The following is a 17,821-nucleotide window of genomic DNA, read 5'->3' on the forward strand; positions in this document are numbered from 1 at the left end:
GCGCAGCGGATACGCTGCGCTTCTGCATACGTACGCACATCGCGAACTCGCTAGGAGACGATACAGACCATGGCTGCGAAAGAGCTGGGATTCGACGTCGAAGCCCGCGCGCGCCTCAAGAGCGGTGTAGACAAGCTGGCCCGCGCCGTGAAGGTGACGCTCGGCCCCAAGGGGCGGAATGTGGTCCTCGATCGCAAGTTCGGCTCCCCGACCGTCACCAAGGACGGTGTGTCGGTCGCCAAGGAGGTCGAGCTCGAGGATCCGGTCGAGAACATGGGTGCCCAGATGGTGAAGGAGGTCGCCACCAAGACCTCCGACGTCGCCGGTGACGGCACCACCACGGCCACCGTGCTCGCCCAGGCGATCTTCGCCGAGGGCCTGAAGAACGTGACGGCCGGTTCGAACCCGATGGGCATCCGTCGCGGGATCGACAAGGGCGTCGAGGCCGTCGTGGCCGAGCTGAAGAAGCTCTCGACGGCCACGAAGGGGAAGAAGGAGATCGCGCAGGTCGGTGCCATCTCGGCCAACAACAACTCCGAGATCGGTGACCTGATCGCCGAGGCGATGGACAAGGTCGGCAAGGACGGCGTCATCACCGTGGAGGAGGCCCGCGGCCTGGCCACGGAGCTGGACACGGTCGAAGGGATGCAGTTCGACCGCGGCTACCTGTCGCCCTACTTCGTCACGGACCCGGAGCGCATGGAGGCCGTCCTGGAGGATCCGGTCATCCTCATCCACGACAAGAAGGTGTCGTCGATGAAGGACCTGCTGCCGATCCTCGAGAAGGTCGCCCAGATGGGCCGTCCGCTGCTGATCATCGCGGAGGAGGTCGAGGGTGAGGCGCTGGCGACGCTGGTCGTCAACAAGCTGCGGGGCACGCTGAAGGTCTGCTCCGTGAAGGCGCCCGGCTTCGGTGATCGTCGCAAGGCCATGCTGCAGGACATCGCGGTGCTGACCGGCGGCCAGGTGATCTCCGAGGAAGTCGGCTACAAGCTGGAGAACACCGTCGTCAACGATCTCGGCCGCGCCAAGCGCATCGTGATCGACAAGGACAACACCACCATCATCGACGGCGCCGGCGACCAGAAGGCCATCAAGGGCCGGATCGACGAGATCCGTGTCGCCATCGACAAGTCGACGTCCGACTACGACCGCGAGAAGCTGCAGGAGCGGCTGGCCAAGCTGGCCGGCGGCGTCGCGGTCATCAACGTCGGTGCGGCGACCGAGACCGAGATGAAGGAGAAGAAGGCGCTGGTGGAGGATGCTCTCCACGCCACGCGCGCCGCGGTCGAGGAAGGCATCGTGCCCGGTGGTGGCGTCGCGCTGCTGCGGGCCCAGAAGGCGCTCGACAAGGTGGACGCGTCGGGCGACGAGGCCATCGGCGTGCAGATCCTGCGTCGGGCCCTGGAGGCTCCGATCCGGCAGATCGCCGAGAACGCGGGTGGCGAGGGCTCGATCGTGGTCGAGCGCGTGCGCGAGGCCAAGAAGTCGGGCTTCGGCTACAACGCGCAGAGCGGCGAGTACGAGGACCTGGTCGAGGCGGGCGTGATCGACCCGACCAAGGTGGTCCGCAGCGCGCTGCAGAATGCGGCGTCGATCGCGGGCCTGCTGCTCACCACCGAGGCGGTCGTGGTGGAGAAGCCGGAGGAGGAGAAGCCGGCGATGCCCGGCGCCGGCGGCATGGGCGGCATGTACTAGGAAGGATCCGAACCGGACGGCCGAGCCGTCCGGCGCTGTGATCGGGCACGCCCCGGTCTCCTCCGGGAGGCCGGGGCGTCGCCGTTCGGGGTCCGGCCCGGGGGCGCGACGGATGCCACCCGCGCGCTCCGCGACGCTTCCTCGCCATCCGGGGAGCGGTCCCGTCCGCCGCCATCCCACCGGCGGCGTCCCCCGCCGCGGGACGGACGGCTCACTCCGTCGCGTGGATGAACGGCGGCGGCGGCTCCACGCCGAACGGATCCCACAGGTCGCGTTGGCCGCAGGGGTGTGGGAGGTGCTCGTTCCGGCTCCACCACACGACCCCGCGCGCGCGGCGCATCCACGGGGCGAGGACCGGCTCGAGGGGCGCGAGCAGCGCCGGGTCCCGCTGGGTGCGCCGGGCCTCCTCCGGCACCGTGGCCAGGAAGTCCCCGCGAGCGAAGACCTGCATCGGTGGGTCGACGAACGGGATCGGGAGGCGCGTGAAGAGACCGCGGTCGGGGGCGCGCCACACCCGTTCGTATCCGAGTCGACCGTCGACGATCGCATCCCAGGTGGGCCCCGTGATCTCCCACTCGTGCTCGAGCCCGTACTGCAGCTGCGGGATGATCACCAGGATGTCGGGCGCGCCCGCCCACTCCTCCAGGGTGCAGACGTCGTGGAGGCGGTGCCACGCGAGCGAAGCCGGCACCGGCGGTAGCTTCCGGAACGACCCGAAGTAGCCGACGGTCTGGTCGGCGGCGTGCTGCTCCAGCCACGCTCCCATGGCATAGCGGCCGTCGCGCAGGCTCTGGTACGTGAGATCGAGGCCGCGCACGAACAGCCATGACGACGACGCCAGCAGCACCACCAGGGTGGCCCGGCGCGTCCCGACCGAGCGTGCGTCCAGGCCTTCCGCGAAGGCGACGGCGGCGTAGAGCCCGAGGAGCCAGACGAGCGGGAGCACGAAGCGGATGTTCAGGAACCAGACCGGGAAGATCGTCAGCACGGGCACGACGATCAGCGCCAGGGCCGGCCAGGTGGTGCGGGGCTGGCGTCGGCTCAGGTAGACGCCCGCCAGGGCGGCGAGGAGCCCGACCCACCCCATGGCGGATGCGATCTGCGACACCATCTCCGCGAACAGGCCCGCCGCGCCGGCCAGCGTGCGCGGATACTCGAGCGAGACGGCCGCTCCGACCACCCAGTCCACGTGCTGCCGCCAGCGGGACGGTCGGAAGACCAGACCGCTCGTGAACGCGTAGAGCGCCGCCGAGGTGGCCATTCCCATCCAGAGCGGCTTGAGCCGCTCGGCGAGCGGGCCCGGCGCGCGCAGCTGCAGCGCCGTGACGGCCAGGCCCATGGCCAGGAAGAACGCCCAGCTGTTGTCCTTGGTCCCGACGGCGACGGCGGCCCACACGCCGAGCCAGATCCCGCGCCGCGGCGTGAGCCCGTCCTTGAGCGCGCGGGCGAAGACCACGAAGCCCAGCGAGGTCCAGAAGAGGGCCGGCAGATCCACATTGCTGGTCCGGGCGTAGTAGACGACCGGCACGGCCAGCATCGTGAAGAGCGCCGCCAGCAGCCCGGCGCGCCGGCCCCACAGGAGGCTGGCCGCCTTCCACGTGGCCACGACCAGCCCTGCCCCCATGAGCAGGCTCGCCAGGCGGGACAGCAGGGTCATGGTGGCCAACGCGCTCGCGGGATCGGCCAACCCGTACGGATACTCCGACGACAACCCGCTCAGCCCCCCGGTCAGGCGCAGGTACGCCAGGTAGGGAACGACGAACAGCGCCATCACGAAGTAGTGGAAGAGCGGGTACTGCGGATTGAAGACCTGTGGGTTCAGGAACACACTGTAGAGCTCGGCCACCGGTCCCAGCGTCCCCACCTCGTCGGCGCCCCAGGCCAGGATGCGGTCGGCTCCGGTCGCGTGGGGCAGGCCCCACCGGATCCCGGGGAGGAACAGGACCAGCGCGATCGCGAACAGGATCCAGGCGGTACGGCGGGGCGGCGGGGCCATGGACTCGGGGCCGGGGGGATGCGGTCCGGGAGCGGCGGCCCGGCCGGGCGGCGTCGGGCAGTCCGAGGCTAGAGCGTGCCGGGACCTCCCGCAACCGGCGCCGGACGCGCTCCGCGCTGGGTGGCCGGGGGTGGTGCAAGCTCCGTTCCCCCGAGGGGCGGCTCAGGCGCTCCGTGCCACCTCGCGGCCGGGGGGCCGCGCGCAGGCGCGGAAGACCGGTGCCCGGTCCGGGTCCAGGACCACCAGGTGGTTGCGCGGGACCTCCACCCATCCCGGATCCTCCGTCAGCCGCTCCGACGACACCACCACGGAGGGACCCGCGAGGGCCGATCCGTTCCCGGGGGGCGGGCCGGCCCCCCGTCTCCGGTCGGGGACGTACAGCTCTCCCTGGAAGACGTAGAGCGACTCCGGACCGTGCTCCGCGTCGGTGGAGAAGCGCGACACCACGGCCGAGCGGCCGTCCGACAAGGCCAGGTTGAGGTAGCTCGGAGCCCCGCCTCCGTGCTCCGCCACCAGGTCGACCACCCGCCAGATGGCCGCCGCCAACGCGTCCGCGAGCGCGTCCGCGCCCGCCGCGCCGGTCCGGCGGCCCAGCTCGTCGATCACCAGGGCGAACAGGTGCTCGCTGTCCGTGCTGCCGTAGACGTTGCCGAAGGCCTCGTCCGAGACGGTCTGGAGCAGGGGACGGCGCACGCGGGCGAAGCTCCCGACGTCGCCGTTGTGCATGCACAGCAGCGGACCGTAGCGGAAGGGGTGGCAGTTGGCCTCGTTCACGCCGCTCACCTGGGTGGCCGCGCGCACGTGGGCCAGGATGCAGGGGGCCGTGACCACGCGCGCCAGGTTGGTCAGGTTGCGGTTGTTCCAGGCCGGGGTGATGGAGCGGAAGACGGCCGGCTCGGGGGTCAGCTCCGGCACGTACCAGCCCACCCCGAACCCGTCCCCGTTGAGCGGCTCCTCCCGCTCCCGGGCGTGCGTGCTCTGCCGGATCAACGAGTGGGACGGATCCAGGAGCAGCGTGCTCAGCCGGATCGGCGGGCCCAGGTAGAGGGTGAAGCGGCACATGTCGGGGAGTATCGGCGCCCGGGGTGCGGCGGTGGAGCGCCCGGTTGCCGGCCCTCCGTATCCGGGCCTAGGTTTGCCTCCTGGCACCGAGATCCCTCGCAGGAGGCCCGCATGCCCCGTCGGTCCGTCGTCCTCTCGTTGGCCCTGGCCCTCGGCTCGGCCGCTCCCGCGCTGGCCCAGAATGGCCCCGCCTGGTCTCCCATGAAGCCAGGCAGCGACAACATGGAGGTCCTCGGCCATACGCCGATGGGCCACGCGCTCTCCGTGGCGGACATGGAGCTCGAACAGGAGCTCGAGCGTCCCTATGCCTACGTGGCCCGCATGCAGTACGGCGACCACGGAGGGAAGGGGATGGACATCGTCGACATCTCCGACCCGTCGCGTCCGCGGGTGATCTACGAGTGGCGCATCGAGGACCAGGACCTGCACCTGCGCACGGGCGGCATGGACGTGAAGTACTTCAAGTCCAACGGCCGCTACTACGTGGTGCAGTCCCTCCAGTTCGGGCAGGGCGGGCCGGACTCGGACATGGGCGCCGTGGTCCTGGACGTGACGGACCTGCCGGACGTGTCCAAGGTGCGGGAGGTGGCGCGCATCCGGGAGCCCGACCACCAGGGCGGCTTCCACAACATCTTCATCTACAAGCACTCGAACGGGAAGCCGTATCTCTTCACCACGGTCAGCGGACCCTACGCCAACGTCTACGACCTCGAAGCGGTCGTGGCCGGGGACATGGACCGCGCGCTCGCGGGCCGGGTGCCGGTGCCGGAGAACACGTCCACGCGCGGAGGTCGCGGCTATCACGACTTCTACGTGGGCTTCCACACCGACACGAACACGGACCGCTTCTACGGCGGCGGCACGGGTGGGTACTACGTCTACGACGTGACGGACCTGACCACGCCCAAGCTCATGGTGACGCTGAACAACATCCAGGGCGTGCAGTACGGGCACACGTTCACACCCAGCCCCGACGGGCGCTACGTCATCGCGGAGACGGAGTACCAGTACGCACCGCTCCGGATCTTCGACCTGCAGGAGGCGCTCGACCGCTACGCGGAGAGCGGCCAGGTCCAGAACGTGAACCGCCCCATCTCCGCCTGGACGGCCAGCTGGGACAACCTCGTCCACAACCACGAGGTACGCTGGCCCTACGTGTTCGTCTCCGGCTACCTGGACGGGCTGCAGATCTTCAGCCTGATGGATCCGAAGAACCCGGTGACGGTCGGCTACTACGACACCTACATCGGGCCGCCCAACGATCCCGACTACCGCTACCCGATGTTCAACGGCACCTTCGGCGTGGACATCCGCAACGAGGACGGCCTGATCGTCGTGAGCGACATGTCCACCGGCATCTGGACGTTCCGGATGGACGGCTTCGGCGGGTGGAACGGCACGCAGTGGGGCATGCCCGACATCTCCAGCGTGCAGAAGTGGGACCGCGGACCCGGCCGGCCGGTCAGCGAACAGCAATGATTCCGGCACGGGTCCGTCGGCGGGCCGGGGTGCTCGCGCTGATCCCTCTGGCGCTGACCGGAGCGGGGGGCACCCCCGCTCCGGTCGCAGAGGCCCCGGGCTTCTGCACGGCTCCCGCGGCGGACTACTACAACATCACGCTCGTCACCACGGCGTCCGTACCCGGGACGCGCCGCTCCAGCGGAGGCGCCGACGTGTCGTTCGTGCGCTCTCCGTTCGGCGTGACGCTCGAGGCGGACGGCAGCTATCGGTACGCCCTGGACGTGACCACCCACCGGCTCCCCCCGGCGCCCGCGGGGCGGGAGTACGCCGTCTGGGTGGCGATGAACACGCTCGCGGAGGCCGAGCGCCTGGGCACGCTGGATGCCTCGGGTCGCGCGAGTGGCACGGTGGCCTGGAACAAGTTCCTGGTCATCGTGACGCTCGAGGAAGCGGGCTCCACGGGCGAGCGCTGGCAGGGGCCGGTGGTGCTGCGGGGCATCTCGCGGTCGGGACTGATGCACACGATGGCCGGGCACGGCCCTTTCCAGCAGGAGAACTGTGCGGCGTACGGGTACTGAGGCGCTCCGTCGCTTCGCGCTGCTGCTTGCGCTGCTGGGCTCCACCGTCGCGCCCCTGACGGCGCAGCACGAGCATCACCAGGGGATGACCATGTCCGGGGATCCGGCGGCGTGGCGCATGCCGCCGATGGATCCCAACATGCCCATGCTGCCGGGGCTGGAGACCGCGCTGCCTCCGGTGGCGCCGTTCCTGCTGGGCACGGGATTGGATCCGGAGTCGTTCCCCGAGGCGCGTCCCTCCGAGATGATCGACGTGCAGGCGGGCGACACCGTGGACATGGAGGTCAGCATCGTGCGGCGCACCATCGCCGGACAGAGCTACCTCATGTACGGGTACGACGGCCAGTACCCGGGACCCCTCCTGCGCGCGCCGCAGGGTACGACGGTGGTGGTGCGGCTGACGAACAACATCGAGATGCCGACGACCGTGCACTGGCACGGCGTGCGCCTCGACAATCGCTTCGACGGCGTGCCCGGCCTGACGCAGCCACCGGTCGCGCCCGGCGAGACCTTCCTCTACGAGGTGAAGGTCACGGACGCCGGCATCTACTGGTACCACCCGCACGTGCTGGAATACATCCAGCAGGACCTCGGCCTCTACGGCAACCTGCTGGTGGACTCGCCCGACCCCGACTACTACGGCCCCGCGCACCGGCAGGAGATGCTGGTGCTCGACGACGTCCTCATCGACGAGCAGGGTCTGATCCCCTGGGGCGAGAGCACGCCCACGCATGCCCTGATGGGCCGGTTCGGCACCGTGATGCTGGTCAACGGCACCACGGAGTACGGTCTCGACGTGGACCGGGGTGAGGTCGTGCGCTTCTTCCTCACCAACGTCGCCAACACCCGTACGTTCAACGTGGTCTTCGGCGGGGCACGCGTGAAGATCGTGGCCTCCGACGTGGGTCGCTACGAGCAGGAGCAGTGGGTGGAGAGCGTCGTCATCGCTCCGGCCGAGCGCTACGTGGTCGACGTGCGCTTCGAGGAGAGCGGCCCCGTGGCCATCACCAACTCCATCCAGGCGGTGAACCACTTCCGAGGCGAGTTCTACCCGCACGTGGATACGCTGGGGACGGTTCGCGTCGGCGCCGGCGCCGCCAGCCCCGACCTGGGGCAGGCGTTCGGCACGCTGCGCAGCCACCCGGACGTGATCGCCGACATCGAGCGCTTCCGGGCGGAGTTCGACCGGGAGCCCGACCACGAGCTGGAGCTGACGGTCCGCGTCCAGGACCTGCCGAACCCGATCGTCCAGTCCATGCTCATGGACACGCTCTACGTGCCACCCGTCGAGTGGAACGACGCCATGCCCATGATGAACTGGCTGTCGACCGGCGCCCAGGTCACGTGGATCATGCGCGATCCGGCCACGGGCCTCGAGAACATGGACATCGACTGGTCCTTCACCGTCGGGGACGTGGTGAAGATCCGGATCTTCAACGATCCGAAGTCCTTCCATCCGATGCAGCACCCCTTCCACATCCACGGCCAGCGCTTCCTGGTCGTGAGTCGCGACGGCGTACCCGCCGACAACCTCGTGTGGAAGGACACGGCCGTCGTACCGGTCGGTTCGACCGTGGACTTCCTCGTGGACATCACCAATCCCGGCGATTGGATGATGCACTGCCACATCTCGGAGCACCTCGAGGCGGGCATGATGGGGACGTTCCACGTGCAGGGCGGCTGATCGGTCCAGCGTGGTCCACACCCGCGTGGAGGCCGAGCGCCCCACCCTGAAGGGGGAGCGCGCACGCCTGCTGGGCGTCGCGCTGATCGCGCTCCTGTGCTACGTCCCGGCGTTCTGGTGGGGCGCACCCCACGCCACCGACCCCCTGCGCACCCAGTCCTGGGGGGTGGACGACGAGACCCCGTTGGGGCCGTTGGCGGAGGTCTCCAACATCCTCGCGCCCCAACCGGACCGGAATCTCGGCTATCCGCTGCTCTATCCCTTCGTGGTCGCGGGCGCCTACGCGCCCTACATGGCGGGGCTGCTGGTCACGGGTGGCCTGAGCGATCCCACCGGCGAATACCCCTTCGGCCTGGCCGACCCCGTGCGCAGTCTGCGCGTCCTCTCGGGGATCGCCCATCTGGTCACTGTGGGATTCGGTGTGCTGTGCGTGGTGGGCGCGTACTGGATCGGCCTCGTCGGCTGGGACCGCCGCACCGGGCTGTGGACCGCCGGAACGGTGCTCACGCTGTACCCGATGTTCTACTACGCACGCACGGGAAACGTGGACGTGCCCATGCTGGCCTTCATCGTGCTCGCCACCGCCGCGTTCGCGACGGCGCTGCGCGACGGGTGGACCGCGCGCCGCGCAGCCTGGCTGGGGGTGTGGGCCGGCTGCGCGCTCGCCACCAAGGAGGCCGCTGCCGGCGCGTTCCTGCTGATCCCCATCGCGTCGCTCCTGGGCCTGCGCCTGCGGCCGGCCCCGCGCGAGGGATTCTCCTGGAAGGTGAACGGCACCGGCCTGCTCGCCTCCGTGCTCGCGCTGGGGATCGGGAGTGGGCTCTTCATCGAGCCGTCGCGCTACGTGGCCCATCTCCGCTTCATCGGAGGCCGTTCGCAGATCGCGGCGTCCGGGGGGGGCAACTGGGTGATCCGCACGTACGCCATGACCCTCTCCGATTCGGTGGCCTACGCGCAGCGGCAGGTCGAGCTGCTGATCGACGTGATGACGCTGCCCGGGCTGCTGCTCGCCCTGGCCGGCGTCGGCTGGGTCCTGGCGCGCGAGCGCGACCGGTGGCCGCTGCTGCTGCCCGTCCTGGGCTACACGGCCTACATGTTCCTGGGCCAGCGCGTGACGCAGCTCCGCTACCTGCTGCCCACCGCCGTCCTGCTGGCGCCGTTCGCGGCGCGGCTCGCGGTCGTCGGTCTGCGTGCGGCCGGGCCGCTGGCCCGCGCCCTCCCGGGGGTGGCCGTGGTGGCGCTGGGGCTGGGGGCGCTGCGCGGCGTGGACGTCACGTGGGCCATGCTGGGCGACACCCGCTACGAGGCCGCGGCCTGGCTGGCCGAGCGGACCGAACCCGGCGACACCGTGGAGCACTTCGGCCCCTTCCAGAAGCTGCCGCCGTTGGAGGCGGGCGTGGCCTCCCGGCAGGCGACGCTCTACCTGGGCATCCTGGGTCCCACCGACACCACCGCCGCCACCACCCGGGACATCCTGGACGGGTGGCGGGAGCGGACGCCCCGCTTCGTGCTGGTCGTCCCGGACCATACCACGCAGGCCACCACCGGGCCGCACAGCATCTCGCTGCCTCCGACGCTCTACCGGGCCCTGATGGAGGGAGGCACGGAGTATGCGCTCGTGCGCACGTTCGAGTCGCGCCCGTTGCTCCCCTGGGTGCAGCGGCCGCCGCTGGACTATCCGACCGTGAGTCCCCCGATCCGGGTCTTCGCGAGGAGATCCACCGCCGCCTCATGATCTACAAGGGCATCGAGGTCGTCTGCCCCGCCTGTCGGGCGGACCTGGACGCGTCCGCCACGGAGTCGTGGCGCTGCCACACCTGTGGGGCGCGCTACCCGGTCGTGGCCGGCATCCCGGATCTCCGTCGGTGGCCCGATCCCTACATCGGCCCCGAGGACGATCGGGCCAAGGGACGCGCGGTGGCGGAGGCGGCGACCACGCGGGGCTTCGAGGCCCTCATCGACCACTACTATTCCATGACCTCGGTCGTCCCTCCGGCGGACGCGGCCATGTACAAGCGAGGCCTCCTCGCGGCGGGCCCCCGGGCCCAGGCCTCGCTGGCCCGCTGGCGCCAGGAGGCCGGCGGGGTGGGGCAGGGCGGCGCCTTCCTGGACGTGGGCTGCGGCACCGGGCCGCTGCTCGTCGCCGCCGCCCGTGCGGGCTACGGTCCGGTGGTGGGCGTGGATGTGGCGTTCCGCTGGTTGGTGCTGGGGCGTGCGCGGCTCCAGGAGGCCGGCCTGGACCTGCCGCTGCTGTGCGCCAACGCGGAGGCGTTGCCCTTCAAGGAGGAGCGGTTCGACGTCGTGGCCCTGGACTCGGTGATCGAGCACTGCCGCGATCAAGCCGCGACGGTCGCCGACGCGCACAGGGTGCTGCGCGCGGGTGGGACCTGCTTCCTGTCCACACCCAACCGGTTCAGCGTCGGGCCGGATCCGCACACGGGCCTGCCGCTGGGGAGCCTGTTGCCCGCGGCGTGGACGGCGCGCTACGCGCGCGCCAAAGGCGCCATCCCCCCGGTCCGTCATCTGCTCTCGCGCAGGACGCTCACGCGTCTGCTGCGCGATGCGCGCTTCAGCGAGCCTCGCCTGTTCCTGCCCGGCTTCTCCGCGGAGCAGCGCGCGCACTTCAAGGGAGCCGTGGGTGCCGCCATCGGCGCCTACGAGGTGGTGCGGCGCACGCCGGGGCTCAAGTCCCTGCTGTTCACGGTGGGCCCGCTGCTGAGCGCCGTGGCGCGCAAGCCCGCCGCGGAAGGGCGCCCATGAGGTCGCCGGCGCGCAGCGGGGATGGGATGTGGACGGCGGCCATCGTGGCCGTGACCGTCGTGGCCGCGATCCTGCGGTGGATCAACCTGGGCGGCGGGCTGTGGGTGGACGAGATGTACTCGCTGGTGGAGTCGTTCCGCATCCCCTTCGGTACGTTGCTCACCACGTTCACCGGCGACACGCAGCATCCACTCTACTCTGCCCTGGCCAATCGAGCCGTGACCTGGCTGGGGGAGAGCAACCGCGTGATCCGGCTGCCTGCGTTCCTGGCGGGTGTCGCGACGGTACCGGCCGTCTACGTCCTCGGCCGCCGGTGGGTGAGCCGCGGCGAAGCACTGGCTGCGGCGCTGCTGCTCGCGGTGTCCTACCACCATGTGTGGTTCTCGCAGAACGCGCGCGGCTACACGATGATCGCGCTCGCCACGGTACTGTCCACCCACCTGCTCCTCCGGATCCTGGAGCAGGGTCGTCCGCGTGACGTGCTCGCCTACGCGGTGGTGGTCGGTCTCGGCGCCTACACCCATCTCACGATGGTCTTCGCCGCGTTCGGGCACGCGCTCGTGCTCGCCGGTCTGCAGCTCGTGCCCGACTCCGCCGGCCGCCGCTTCCGCACCTGGCGGCTGCCGGCGCTGGCGCTGGTGGGATCGGCCGTCGTCACGGTGTTGCTGTATGCGCCCATGCTGGACGACGTGCTCAACTTCTTCCTCAACCGGCCGTCCCGTCTGCGCGGCATCTCCACGCCCGCGTGGGCCGTGGCCGAGCTCGGGCGCGTGCTCTCCACCGGCGTGGGCGCCGGTCCGGGCCTGCTGGCCGGCGCAGCGCTGTTCTTCGTGGGCGTCGCCAGCTACGCCAGGAAGTCCCCGCTCGCGTGCGCGCTGTTCGTCGTACCCGGCTTCGTGACCATCCTGGGTGCGCTGGCCGCACGCGGCACCATGTATCCGCGGTTCTTCTTCTTCCTGGTGGGCTTCGCTTTCCTGATCCTCGCGCGCGGCGTGTTCGCCACCAGCGCCTGGGTCGCGGCCCGTCTGGTCTCCGATCCGGAGCGCGCCCGCGTCCGGTCGGGGCAGGGGGCGGCCGTGGCGGTCGCGCTGATCGCGCTCGTGTTCGTGCGCTCGCTCGGCTACAACTACGCCTACCCCAAGCAGGACTGGGTGGGGACGGCCGCGTGGGTGGATGCGAACGTGCCGGCCGACGAGCCCATCGTCACGGCCGGGGTCTCCGTGTGGCCCTTCGAGCACTACCTGCCCCGGCCGTGGCAGGCCATCCCCGACGGGGAGGACGCGCGGGTGAGCGCGCTGCGCGCGCAGGGGCCGGTCTGGGTGGTGTACGTCTTCCCGCGCTACCTGGAGAGCACGCATCCCGACCTGGCGCGCCAGGTCGAATCCGAGTGTGAGGCGCGCCAGCAGTTCGACGGCACGCTCGGAAGCGGTGACATCTACGCCTGCCGCCTCCCGCCCCGACCTCAGACCTGAAGGACAGGCCGGCCGGCCTCCCAGCGGATTCCGCCGACGAGCGTCAGCCCGACCGCATACGCGAGCGCGCCCAGAGGGACCGCGACCAAGACGCCCAGGTGCGGGAGCGCGAGCAACAGGGCCGCCATCCCCGCCGCCGCCAGCGCGGGACGCAGGAAGCGGGGCAGGAAGTCCAGCGCGAAGCCTTCGGCGCGGGCGTGTCCGAGTGCCGCGGCCAGCCGCACCACCTCCGTCCCCACCGTGGACAGCGCTGCGCCCAGGATCCCGAGCCCCGGGATGAGCGCGAAGTTGAGGGCGAGATTCACGCCCGTGGCCACGAGGTTGATGCGCAGCACCCGGTCTTCGCGTCCGCGTGCGATCAGCGCCATGGTGGGCACGCCGCGCAGGAGCACCAGCGGCACGGACGGAAGCAGCCAGGCCAGCGCGGGCGCGCTCAGCGCGTACCCCTCCCCGAAGGCGAGGGCGATGATGCCGGGCGCGACGAGCGCGCCCCCGACCGCCGCCGGTAGGGTGAGCGCGAACACCTGCGCCATGGACGTGCGGTAGAGGGAGCGCTCCTCGACAGAGCCTGCCTCCAGTCCCGCGAGCGTGGGCAGCAGGCTCTGGTTGAACGCCGTGCCCAGGTTGAGGAGGAAGGACACCAGCATGTACGCCACACCGTAGAGCCCCACGGCGGTGGAGTCCCGGAAGATGCGCAGGAAGAAGAAGTCGGAGTTGTAGACCACCAGGGCCATCAGCCCCGACAGCATCAGGGGGAGGGCACGGGGCACCAGCGGGCGGACGCGCGCCCACACGAGCGTGGGACGCAGGTGGACTCCGCTCTTCCGGAGCGCGAGCGCGAGCAGCAGGGCCGTCACCCCCTCGCCGACGAGCTGCGCGGCGGGGACGCGCGCGACGTCGCCCGGGTCGTGCACGAGCAGGAGCAGCAGGCCCAACACCACCAGCTCCGCGACCGTGCGTGCTCCGGCCACCGCGCGCGCCTGTTTGAGCCCGAGCGCCACCCACAACGGACTGGCGCCGTAGGGCAGGAGCACCAGCGCCATCACGGCCAGGACGGGTCCGTCGGGCGCGGGCAGCAGGGCGAGCGCGCCGGCCGCCACGAGGAGCGCCAGGACCGTGGAGAGGAGCAGGCGCGCGACGATCAGGGACGGCGCCAGCCGCTCCACGTTGGCGCGATCGGCGGCCAGCTCGCGCAGCCCCAGCCCCTGGGTCAACCCACCGTCCGCCACGCGCTGCAGGTAGAGGAAGGCGGCGGCGGCCAGCGAGATCACACCGTAGACGCCGACGCCGAGCTGCCGCGCCACCCAGGCGTGTCCCGCGAAGGTGAGCACGCGGGCCGCGGCCTCGCCGGCGCCCAGCGCCAGGAAGCCGCGGGCCACCGCGCGCTCCGCGGAGGGGGGCAGGGGACCGGAAGGCGGAACGGTGGTCAGGGCGTGGTCTCGGGATCGGGGTGGGGGCCGCGGGAAGGCTCGTCAGCGGCGCGGCGGGACGCAACCGGGGAGCGAGCATCGTGCCAGGTCCGGGTCGGTCCCCTTTTGTGGCGAGGCATGCGTGGAGCGGGCCACCGACCTCCGCGGCGTGCCGTGGATCACCCGCGTCCGCGGGGCGTCCGGCCGCGCACCCCGCGCCCGGGCCTGCCTTGAACCCCGCCCTCGTCGGGTTATGTTGGGACGCTTCCCGAGGGCGCACCGCCCTTCCACGTTCTGCGCGCGCGGGCACGGTAGGCCCGGCCGAGACTCCGAGCTCCCATGTCCAACGACACCATCCAGGTCACGCTTCCGGACGGAAGGGTGATCGAGCTTCCCCGTGGATCCACGGGGGGCGACGTTGCCGCCGCGATCGGCCCCGGGCTGGCCAAGGCCGCCCTCGCCGCCGAGGTGGACGGCGAGGTCGTCGACCTCATGCGTCCCCTGGACCACGACGTCCGGCTCCGCATCCTCACCGAGCGCGATCCCGAGGCGCTGGGCGTGCTCCGGCACTCGGCCGCCCACGCGCTGGCCACCGCGGTGCGGTCGATCGACCCCCGGGCGGGCATCGGCTTCGGCCCCAGCATCGACGACGGCTTCTACTACGACTTCGACGTCGAGCGGCCGTTCACGCCCGAAGATCTCGAGCGCATCGAGGCCGTGCTCGCGGGCGTGCTCGCAGCCGACCAGTCGTTCGAGCGGCGTCGGGTGGACAAGGCGGAGGCGCGTACGCTCTTCGCCGACGATCCCCTCAAGCTCGAGCGGCTCGAGGAGCTCGGTGACGACGAGGTCATCACGGTCTATCGCAACGGTCCGTTCCTGGACCTGTGTCGAGGCCCGCACGTGCCGAGCACCGGGCGCATCAAGCACGTGAAGCTGCTGTCGGCGGCGGGCGCCTACTGGCGTGGCGACGAGAAGCGCCAGATGCTCCAGCGCATCTACGGGACCGCGTTCTTCTCGAAGAAGGACCTGGACGAACACCTGGCGCGCCTCGAGGAGGCGAAGAAGCGCGACCACCGGCTGCTCGGCAAGCAGCTCGACCTCTTCTCCGTGGACGCCCGTGTCGGCCCCGGGCTGATCCTGTGGCATCCGCGGGGCGGCGTCGTGCGCACGGAGATCGAGACCTACGAGCGCGAGCTCGTCGTGCGCCACGGCTACGATCTCGTCTACACTCCGCACATCGTGAGCGAGCGGCTCTTCGAGATCTCGGGCCATCTCGAGAACTTCGCCGAGAACATGTTCGGCGCGATGGAGGTCGAAGGCGCGCGCTACCGGCCCAAGCCCATGAACTGCCCGGGCCACATCACCATCTACCAGGCCCGCCAGCGCTCCTACCGCGAGCTGCCCCTGCGGTACGCCGAGTTCGGGACGGTCTACCGCTACGAGCGCAGTGGCGTCCTGCACGGGATGCTCCGGGTGCGCGGCTTCACGCAGGACGACGCCCACGTCTTCTGCACCGAGGCCCAGGTGCCGAGCGAGATCGAGCGCCTGCTCGACCTGGTGGACGAGATGCTCACCACGTTCGGCTATCCGTACACGATCGAGCTGGCCACCCGACCCGAGAAGGCCCTGGGGTCCACGGAGCAGTGGGACCGCGCCGAAGGCGTGCTGGCCTCGGTCCTGGAGCAGCGCGGGGTCCCCTTCACCTACGATCACGGAGGGGGTGCGTTCTACGGGCCCAAGCTGGACTTCAAGCTGATCGACGCGCTCGGGCGTCTGTGGCAGGGCCCCACGGTCCAGCTGGACTTCAACCTTCCCGAGCGCTTCGGTCTCGAGTACATAGGCGAGGACAACGAGCGGCATCGGCCCTGGATGCTGCACCGCGTGCTGGTGGGCTCCATGGAGCGCTTCGTGGGTGGCTTGATCGAGCACTACGGCGGCGACTTCCCGCTCTGGCTGGCGCCCGAGCAGGTGCGGGTGCTGCCGGTGGCCGAGCAGTGGAAGGAGAGCGCCCAGGCGCTGGTGGACGACCTGGTCCGTGCCGGGATCCGGGCACACCTGGCCGACCGCGAGACCCTCGGCTCCCGCATCCGGGACGCGGAGCTCATGAAGGTCCCCTACATGGGGGTCGTGGGCGAGCGGGAGGCCGAGGCGGGGACCGTGGCCGTGCGTCGGCGCGGGGCGGGGAAGAAGCAGGAGGTGCTGGACCGGGCCGAGTTCGCCGCCCGTCTCCGGGAGGAGATCCGGACGCGGGCGCTCCCGGCCGTGGAGGGTTGACGCGGGGTCGGGCCCCGGGCGACATTCCTGATCCGACAGTGTGGAAAGTGGGATCGAGCCAGATCCCCACCTCTCGATCCCCCTCGGGGGCATCGCCGGGTCCATGAAGAACCGTCCCCCTTCCTCCCCGTTGCGGAGGACGGTTCGGCAAGGCCCGATCACACATCGGGCCTTTTTGCGTCTGTGCACCAGGCCAATCACGCCGCCTGCGGGGTCGGGCGGCTTCCCGAACCGGAGGGAGGACCATCAGAGAGCAACGAACCCGCGTCAACGAGCAGATCCGGATCAGCCCGATCCGCTTGATCGGCGACGGCGGAGAGCAGATCGGGATCGTTTCGATCGACGAAGCTCGCCAGCGCGCGAGCGAGAAGGGGCTCGACCTGGTGGAGGTCGCCCCCGATGCGCGGCCGCCCGTGGTCAAGATGATGGACTACGGGAAGTACAAGTACGAAGAGGCGCGCAAGGCCCGTGAGGCCCGCAAGAAGCAGCACGTGATCCAGGTCAAGGAAGTCAAGTTCCGGCCCGGGATCGAAGACCACGACTACGAGTTCAAGACCCGCCACGCCCGCCGCTTCCTGGAGGAAGGGAACAAGGTCAAGGTGACCATGATGTTCCGCGGACGGCAGGTCACCCATCCCGAGCTCGGGGTGGAGGTGCTCGAACGGATCATGGAGGACCTGGGCGACGTCGCGAAGGTCGAACAGGAACCCAATTTCGAGGGGCGCATCATGGCCATGGTGCTGGCGCCCCTGAACACCAAGCAGTAGAGCCAGCGAGGACGGACAGGCGTCATGCCGAAGATGAAGACCAACCGGGGCGCCGCGAAGCGCATGCGGAAGACCGGGACGGGCAAGATCCGCAGGATGAAGGCCAACAAGAGCCACATCCTGACCAAGAAGACCACCAAGCGGAAGCGGCGCCTGCGCAAGGCCACGCTGGTGTCCAAGGCGGACGAGCGGCGCATCTCGCGTCTGCTCCAGGGCTAGGAGACAACCATGCCACGTTCGACCGGCGCACCGGCCCGCAAGAAGCGGAAGAAGAAGATCCTACGCGCCGCCAAAGGCTACTTCGGTGGGCGCAAGAACCTCTACAAGACCGCCAAGGACGCGGTGGAGAAGGGGTGGGAGCACGCGTACCGGGACCGCAAGAAGAAGAAGCGCGACTTCCGGCGCCTCTGGATCACGCGGATCAACGCCGCGGCTCGGGAGCACGACCTCTCGTACTCGCGGTTCATGGACGGGCTGAAGCGGGCCGGCATCGAGCTGGATCGCAAGGCGCTGGCCGACCTGGCCGTGCGGGACCCGGAGGCGTTCGGCGCCGTCGCGGCCCAGGTGAAGGAGACGCTGGCGGCGGCCTGATCCGCAGCGCGCGTCGATGGTTCGCCGGGGCCGGAAGGGGATCCTCCCTTCCGGCCCCGTTTCTTCTCC

General features: G+C 70.5%; 14 protein-coding genes. 11 read left to right on the forward strand and 3 right to left on the reverse strand.

Annotated features, from left to right (window positions below; genetic code table 11):
• Nucleotides 1-69 precede the first annotated feature (69 nt).
• Nucleotides 70-1,698 (forward strand): chaperonin GroEL, encoded by a 1,629-nt coding sequence (groL, locus tag R3E98_04120; protein ID MEZ4422570.1) that lies wholly within the window; start codon nucleotides 70-72, stop codon nucleotides 1,696-1,698.
• 211 nt (nucleotides 1,699-1,909) lie between these two features.
• On the opposite strand, the gene R3E98_04125 is transcribed toward groL, so the two are convergent.
• Both R3E98_04125 and R3E98_04130 read right to left on the reverse strand, forming a co-directional pair.
• On the reverse strand, nucleotides 1,910-3,694 hold the full coding sequence (locus R3E98_04125; GenBank protein ID MEZ4422571.1) for a glycosyltransferase family 39 protein: 1,785 nt from the start codon (nucleotides 3,692-3,694) through the stop codon (nucleotides 1,910-1,912).
• A 162-nt stretch (nucleotides 3,695-3,856) separates the two neighbouring features.
• Nucleotides 3,857-4,756, reverse strand: a complete 900-nt coding sequence (locus tag R3E98_04130) for a class II glutamine amidotransferase (GenBank protein ID MEZ4422572.1) — start codon at nucleotides 4,754-4,756, stop codon at nucleotides 3,857-3,859.
• A gap of 111 nt (nucleotides 4,757-4,867) precedes the next feature.
• On the opposite strand from R3E98_04130, the gene R3E98_04135 reads away from it, so the two are divergent.
• The 6 genes from R3E98_04135 to R3E98_04160 are packed head-to-tail and all read left to right on the forward strand — an operon-like array spanning nucleotide 4,868 to nucleotide 12,711.
• Nucleotides 4,868-6,235, forward strand: coding sequence for a hypothetical protein (locus tag R3E98_04135; GenBank protein ID MEZ4422573.1), 1,368 nt, complete (start codon nucleotides 4,868-4,870; stop codon nucleotides 6,233-6,235).
• Nucleotides 6,232-6,795: a hypothetical protein gene (locus tag R3E98_04140; GenBank protein ID MEZ4422574.1), complete on the forward strand. Its 564-nt coding sequence runs from the start codon at nucleotides 6,232-6,234 to the stop codon at nucleotides 6,793-6,795. Before R3E98_04135 ends, R3E98_04140 begins: the two co-directional genes overlap by 4 nt.
• The gene (locus R3E98_04145) at nucleotides 6,776-8,479 is read left to right on the forward strand and encodes a multicopper oxidase family protein (GenBank protein MEZ4422575.1); all 1,704 of its coding nucleotides are present in this window, start codon (nucleotides 6,776-6,778) and stop codon (nucleotides 8,477-8,479) included. Before R3E98_04140 ends, R3E98_04145 begins: the two co-directional genes overlap by 20 nt.
• A gap of 10 nt (nucleotides 8,480-8,489) precedes the next feature.
• Entirely contained in the window at nucleotides 8,490-10,214 is a 1,725-nt protein-coding gene (locus R3E98_04150; GenBank protein MEZ4422576.1) for a glycosyltransferase family 39 protein, read from the forward strand.
• The gene (locus R3E98_04155; protein ID MEZ4422577.1) at nucleotides 10,211-11,239 is read left to right on the forward strand and encodes a methyltransferase domain-containing protein; all 1,029 of its coding nucleotides are present in this window, start codon (nucleotides 10,211-10,213) and stop codon (nucleotides 11,237-11,239) included. Before R3E98_04150 ends, R3E98_04155 begins: the two co-directional genes overlap by 4 nt.
• On the forward strand, nucleotides 11,236-12,711 hold the full coding sequence (locus tag R3E98_04160; GenBank protein ID MEZ4422578.1) for a glycosyltransferase family 39 protein: 1,476 nt from the start codon (nucleotides 11,236-11,238) through the stop codon (nucleotides 12,709-12,711). The genes R3E98_04155 and R3E98_04160 overlap by 4 nt, the downstream gene beginning before the upstream one ends.
• Here the strand turns inward: R3E98_04160 and R3E98_04165 are convergent.
• Complete coding sequence (locus tag R3E98_04165; GenBank protein MEZ4422579.1) at nucleotides 12,702-14,090, reverse strand: oligosaccharide flippase family protein; 1,389 nt, start codon at nucleotides 14,088-14,090, stop codon at nucleotides 12,702-12,704. The genes R3E98_04160 and R3E98_04165 overlap by 10 nt on opposite strands.
• 369 nt (nucleotides 14,091-14,459) lie before the next feature.
• Between R3E98_04165 and thrS the strand changes: the two genes are divergently transcribed.
• From thrS to rplT, 4 genes are all read left to right on the forward strand, one after another.
• A complete protein-coding gene (thrS, locus tag R3E98_04170) occupies nucleotides 14,460-16,394 on the forward strand; it encodes a threonine--tRNA ligase (protein ID MEZ4422580.1) in 1,935 nt (644 codons plus the stop codon).
• 245 nt (nucleotides 16,395-16,639) lie between these two features.
• Entirely contained in the window at nucleotides 16,640-17,161 is a 522-nt protein-coding gene (infC, locus tag R3E98_04175; protein MEZ4422581.1) for a translation initiation factor IF-3, read from the forward strand.
• Between the two features lie 24 nt (nucleotides 17,162-17,185).
• Entirely contained in the window at nucleotides 17,186-17,380 is a 195-nt protein-coding gene (gene rpmI / locus R3E98_04180; GenBank protein MEZ4422582.1) for a 50S ribosomal protein L35, read from the forward strand.
• A gap of 9 nt (nucleotides 17,381-17,389) precedes the next feature.
• Nucleotides 17,390-17,752, forward strand: coding sequence for a 50S ribosomal protein L20 (gene rplT, locus R3E98_04185; protein ID MEZ4422583.1), 363 nt, complete (start codon nucleotides 17,390-17,392; stop codon nucleotides 17,750-17,752).
• Nucleotides 17,753-17,821 lie beyond the last annotated feature (69 nt).

The sequence above is a fragment of the Gemmatimonadota bacterium genome (genome assembly GCA_041390125.1).
In the GTDB taxonomy this organism is placed as follows: Bacteria; Gemmatimonadota; Gemmatimonadetes; order Longimicrobiales; family Gaopeijiaceae; genus JAGQIF01.

Excerpts from the sequence above, each read along its gene's own strand:
- groL (MEZ4422570.1), top strand. The coding sequence starts at position 70 with ATGGCTGCGAAAGAGCTGGGATTCGACGTCGAAGCCCGCGCGCGCCTC.
- R3E98_04125 (MEZ4422571.1), bottom strand. The coding sequence starts at position 3,694 with ATGGCCCCGCCGCCCCGCCGTACCGCCTGGATCCTGTTCGCGATCGCG.
- R3E98_04130 (MEZ4422572.1), bottom strand. The coding sequence starts at position 4,756 with ATGTGCCGCTTCACCCTCTACCTGGGCCCGCCGATCCGGCTGAGCACG.
- R3E98_04135 (MEZ4422573.1), top strand. The coding sequence starts at position 4,868 with ATGCCCCGTCGGTCCGTCGTCCTCTCGTTGGCCCTGGCCCTCGGCTCG.
- R3E98_04140 (MEZ4422574.1), top strand. The coding sequence starts at position 6,232 with ATGATTCCGGCACGGGTCCGTCGGCGGGCCGGGGTGCTCGCGCTGATC.
- R3E98_04155 (MEZ4422577.1), top strand. The coding sequence starts at position 10,211 with ATGATCTACAAGGGCATCGAGGTCGTCTGCCCCGCCTGTCGGGCGGAC.
- R3E98_04160 (MEZ4422578.1), top strand. The coding sequence starts at position 11,236 with ATGAGGTCGCCGGCGCGCAGCGGGGATGGGATGTGGACGGCGGCCATC.
- thrS (MEZ4422580.1), top strand. The coding sequence starts at position 14,460 with ATGTCCAACGACACCATCCAGGTCACGCTTCCGGACGGAAGGGTGATC.
- rpmI (MEZ4422582.1), top strand. The coding sequence starts at position 17,186 with ATGCCGAAGATGAAGACCAACCGGGGCGCCGCGAAGCGCATGCGGAAG.
- rplT (MEZ4422583.1), top strand. The coding sequence starts at position 17,390 with ATGCCACGTTCGACCGGCGCACCGGCCCGCAAGAAGCGGAAGAAGAAG.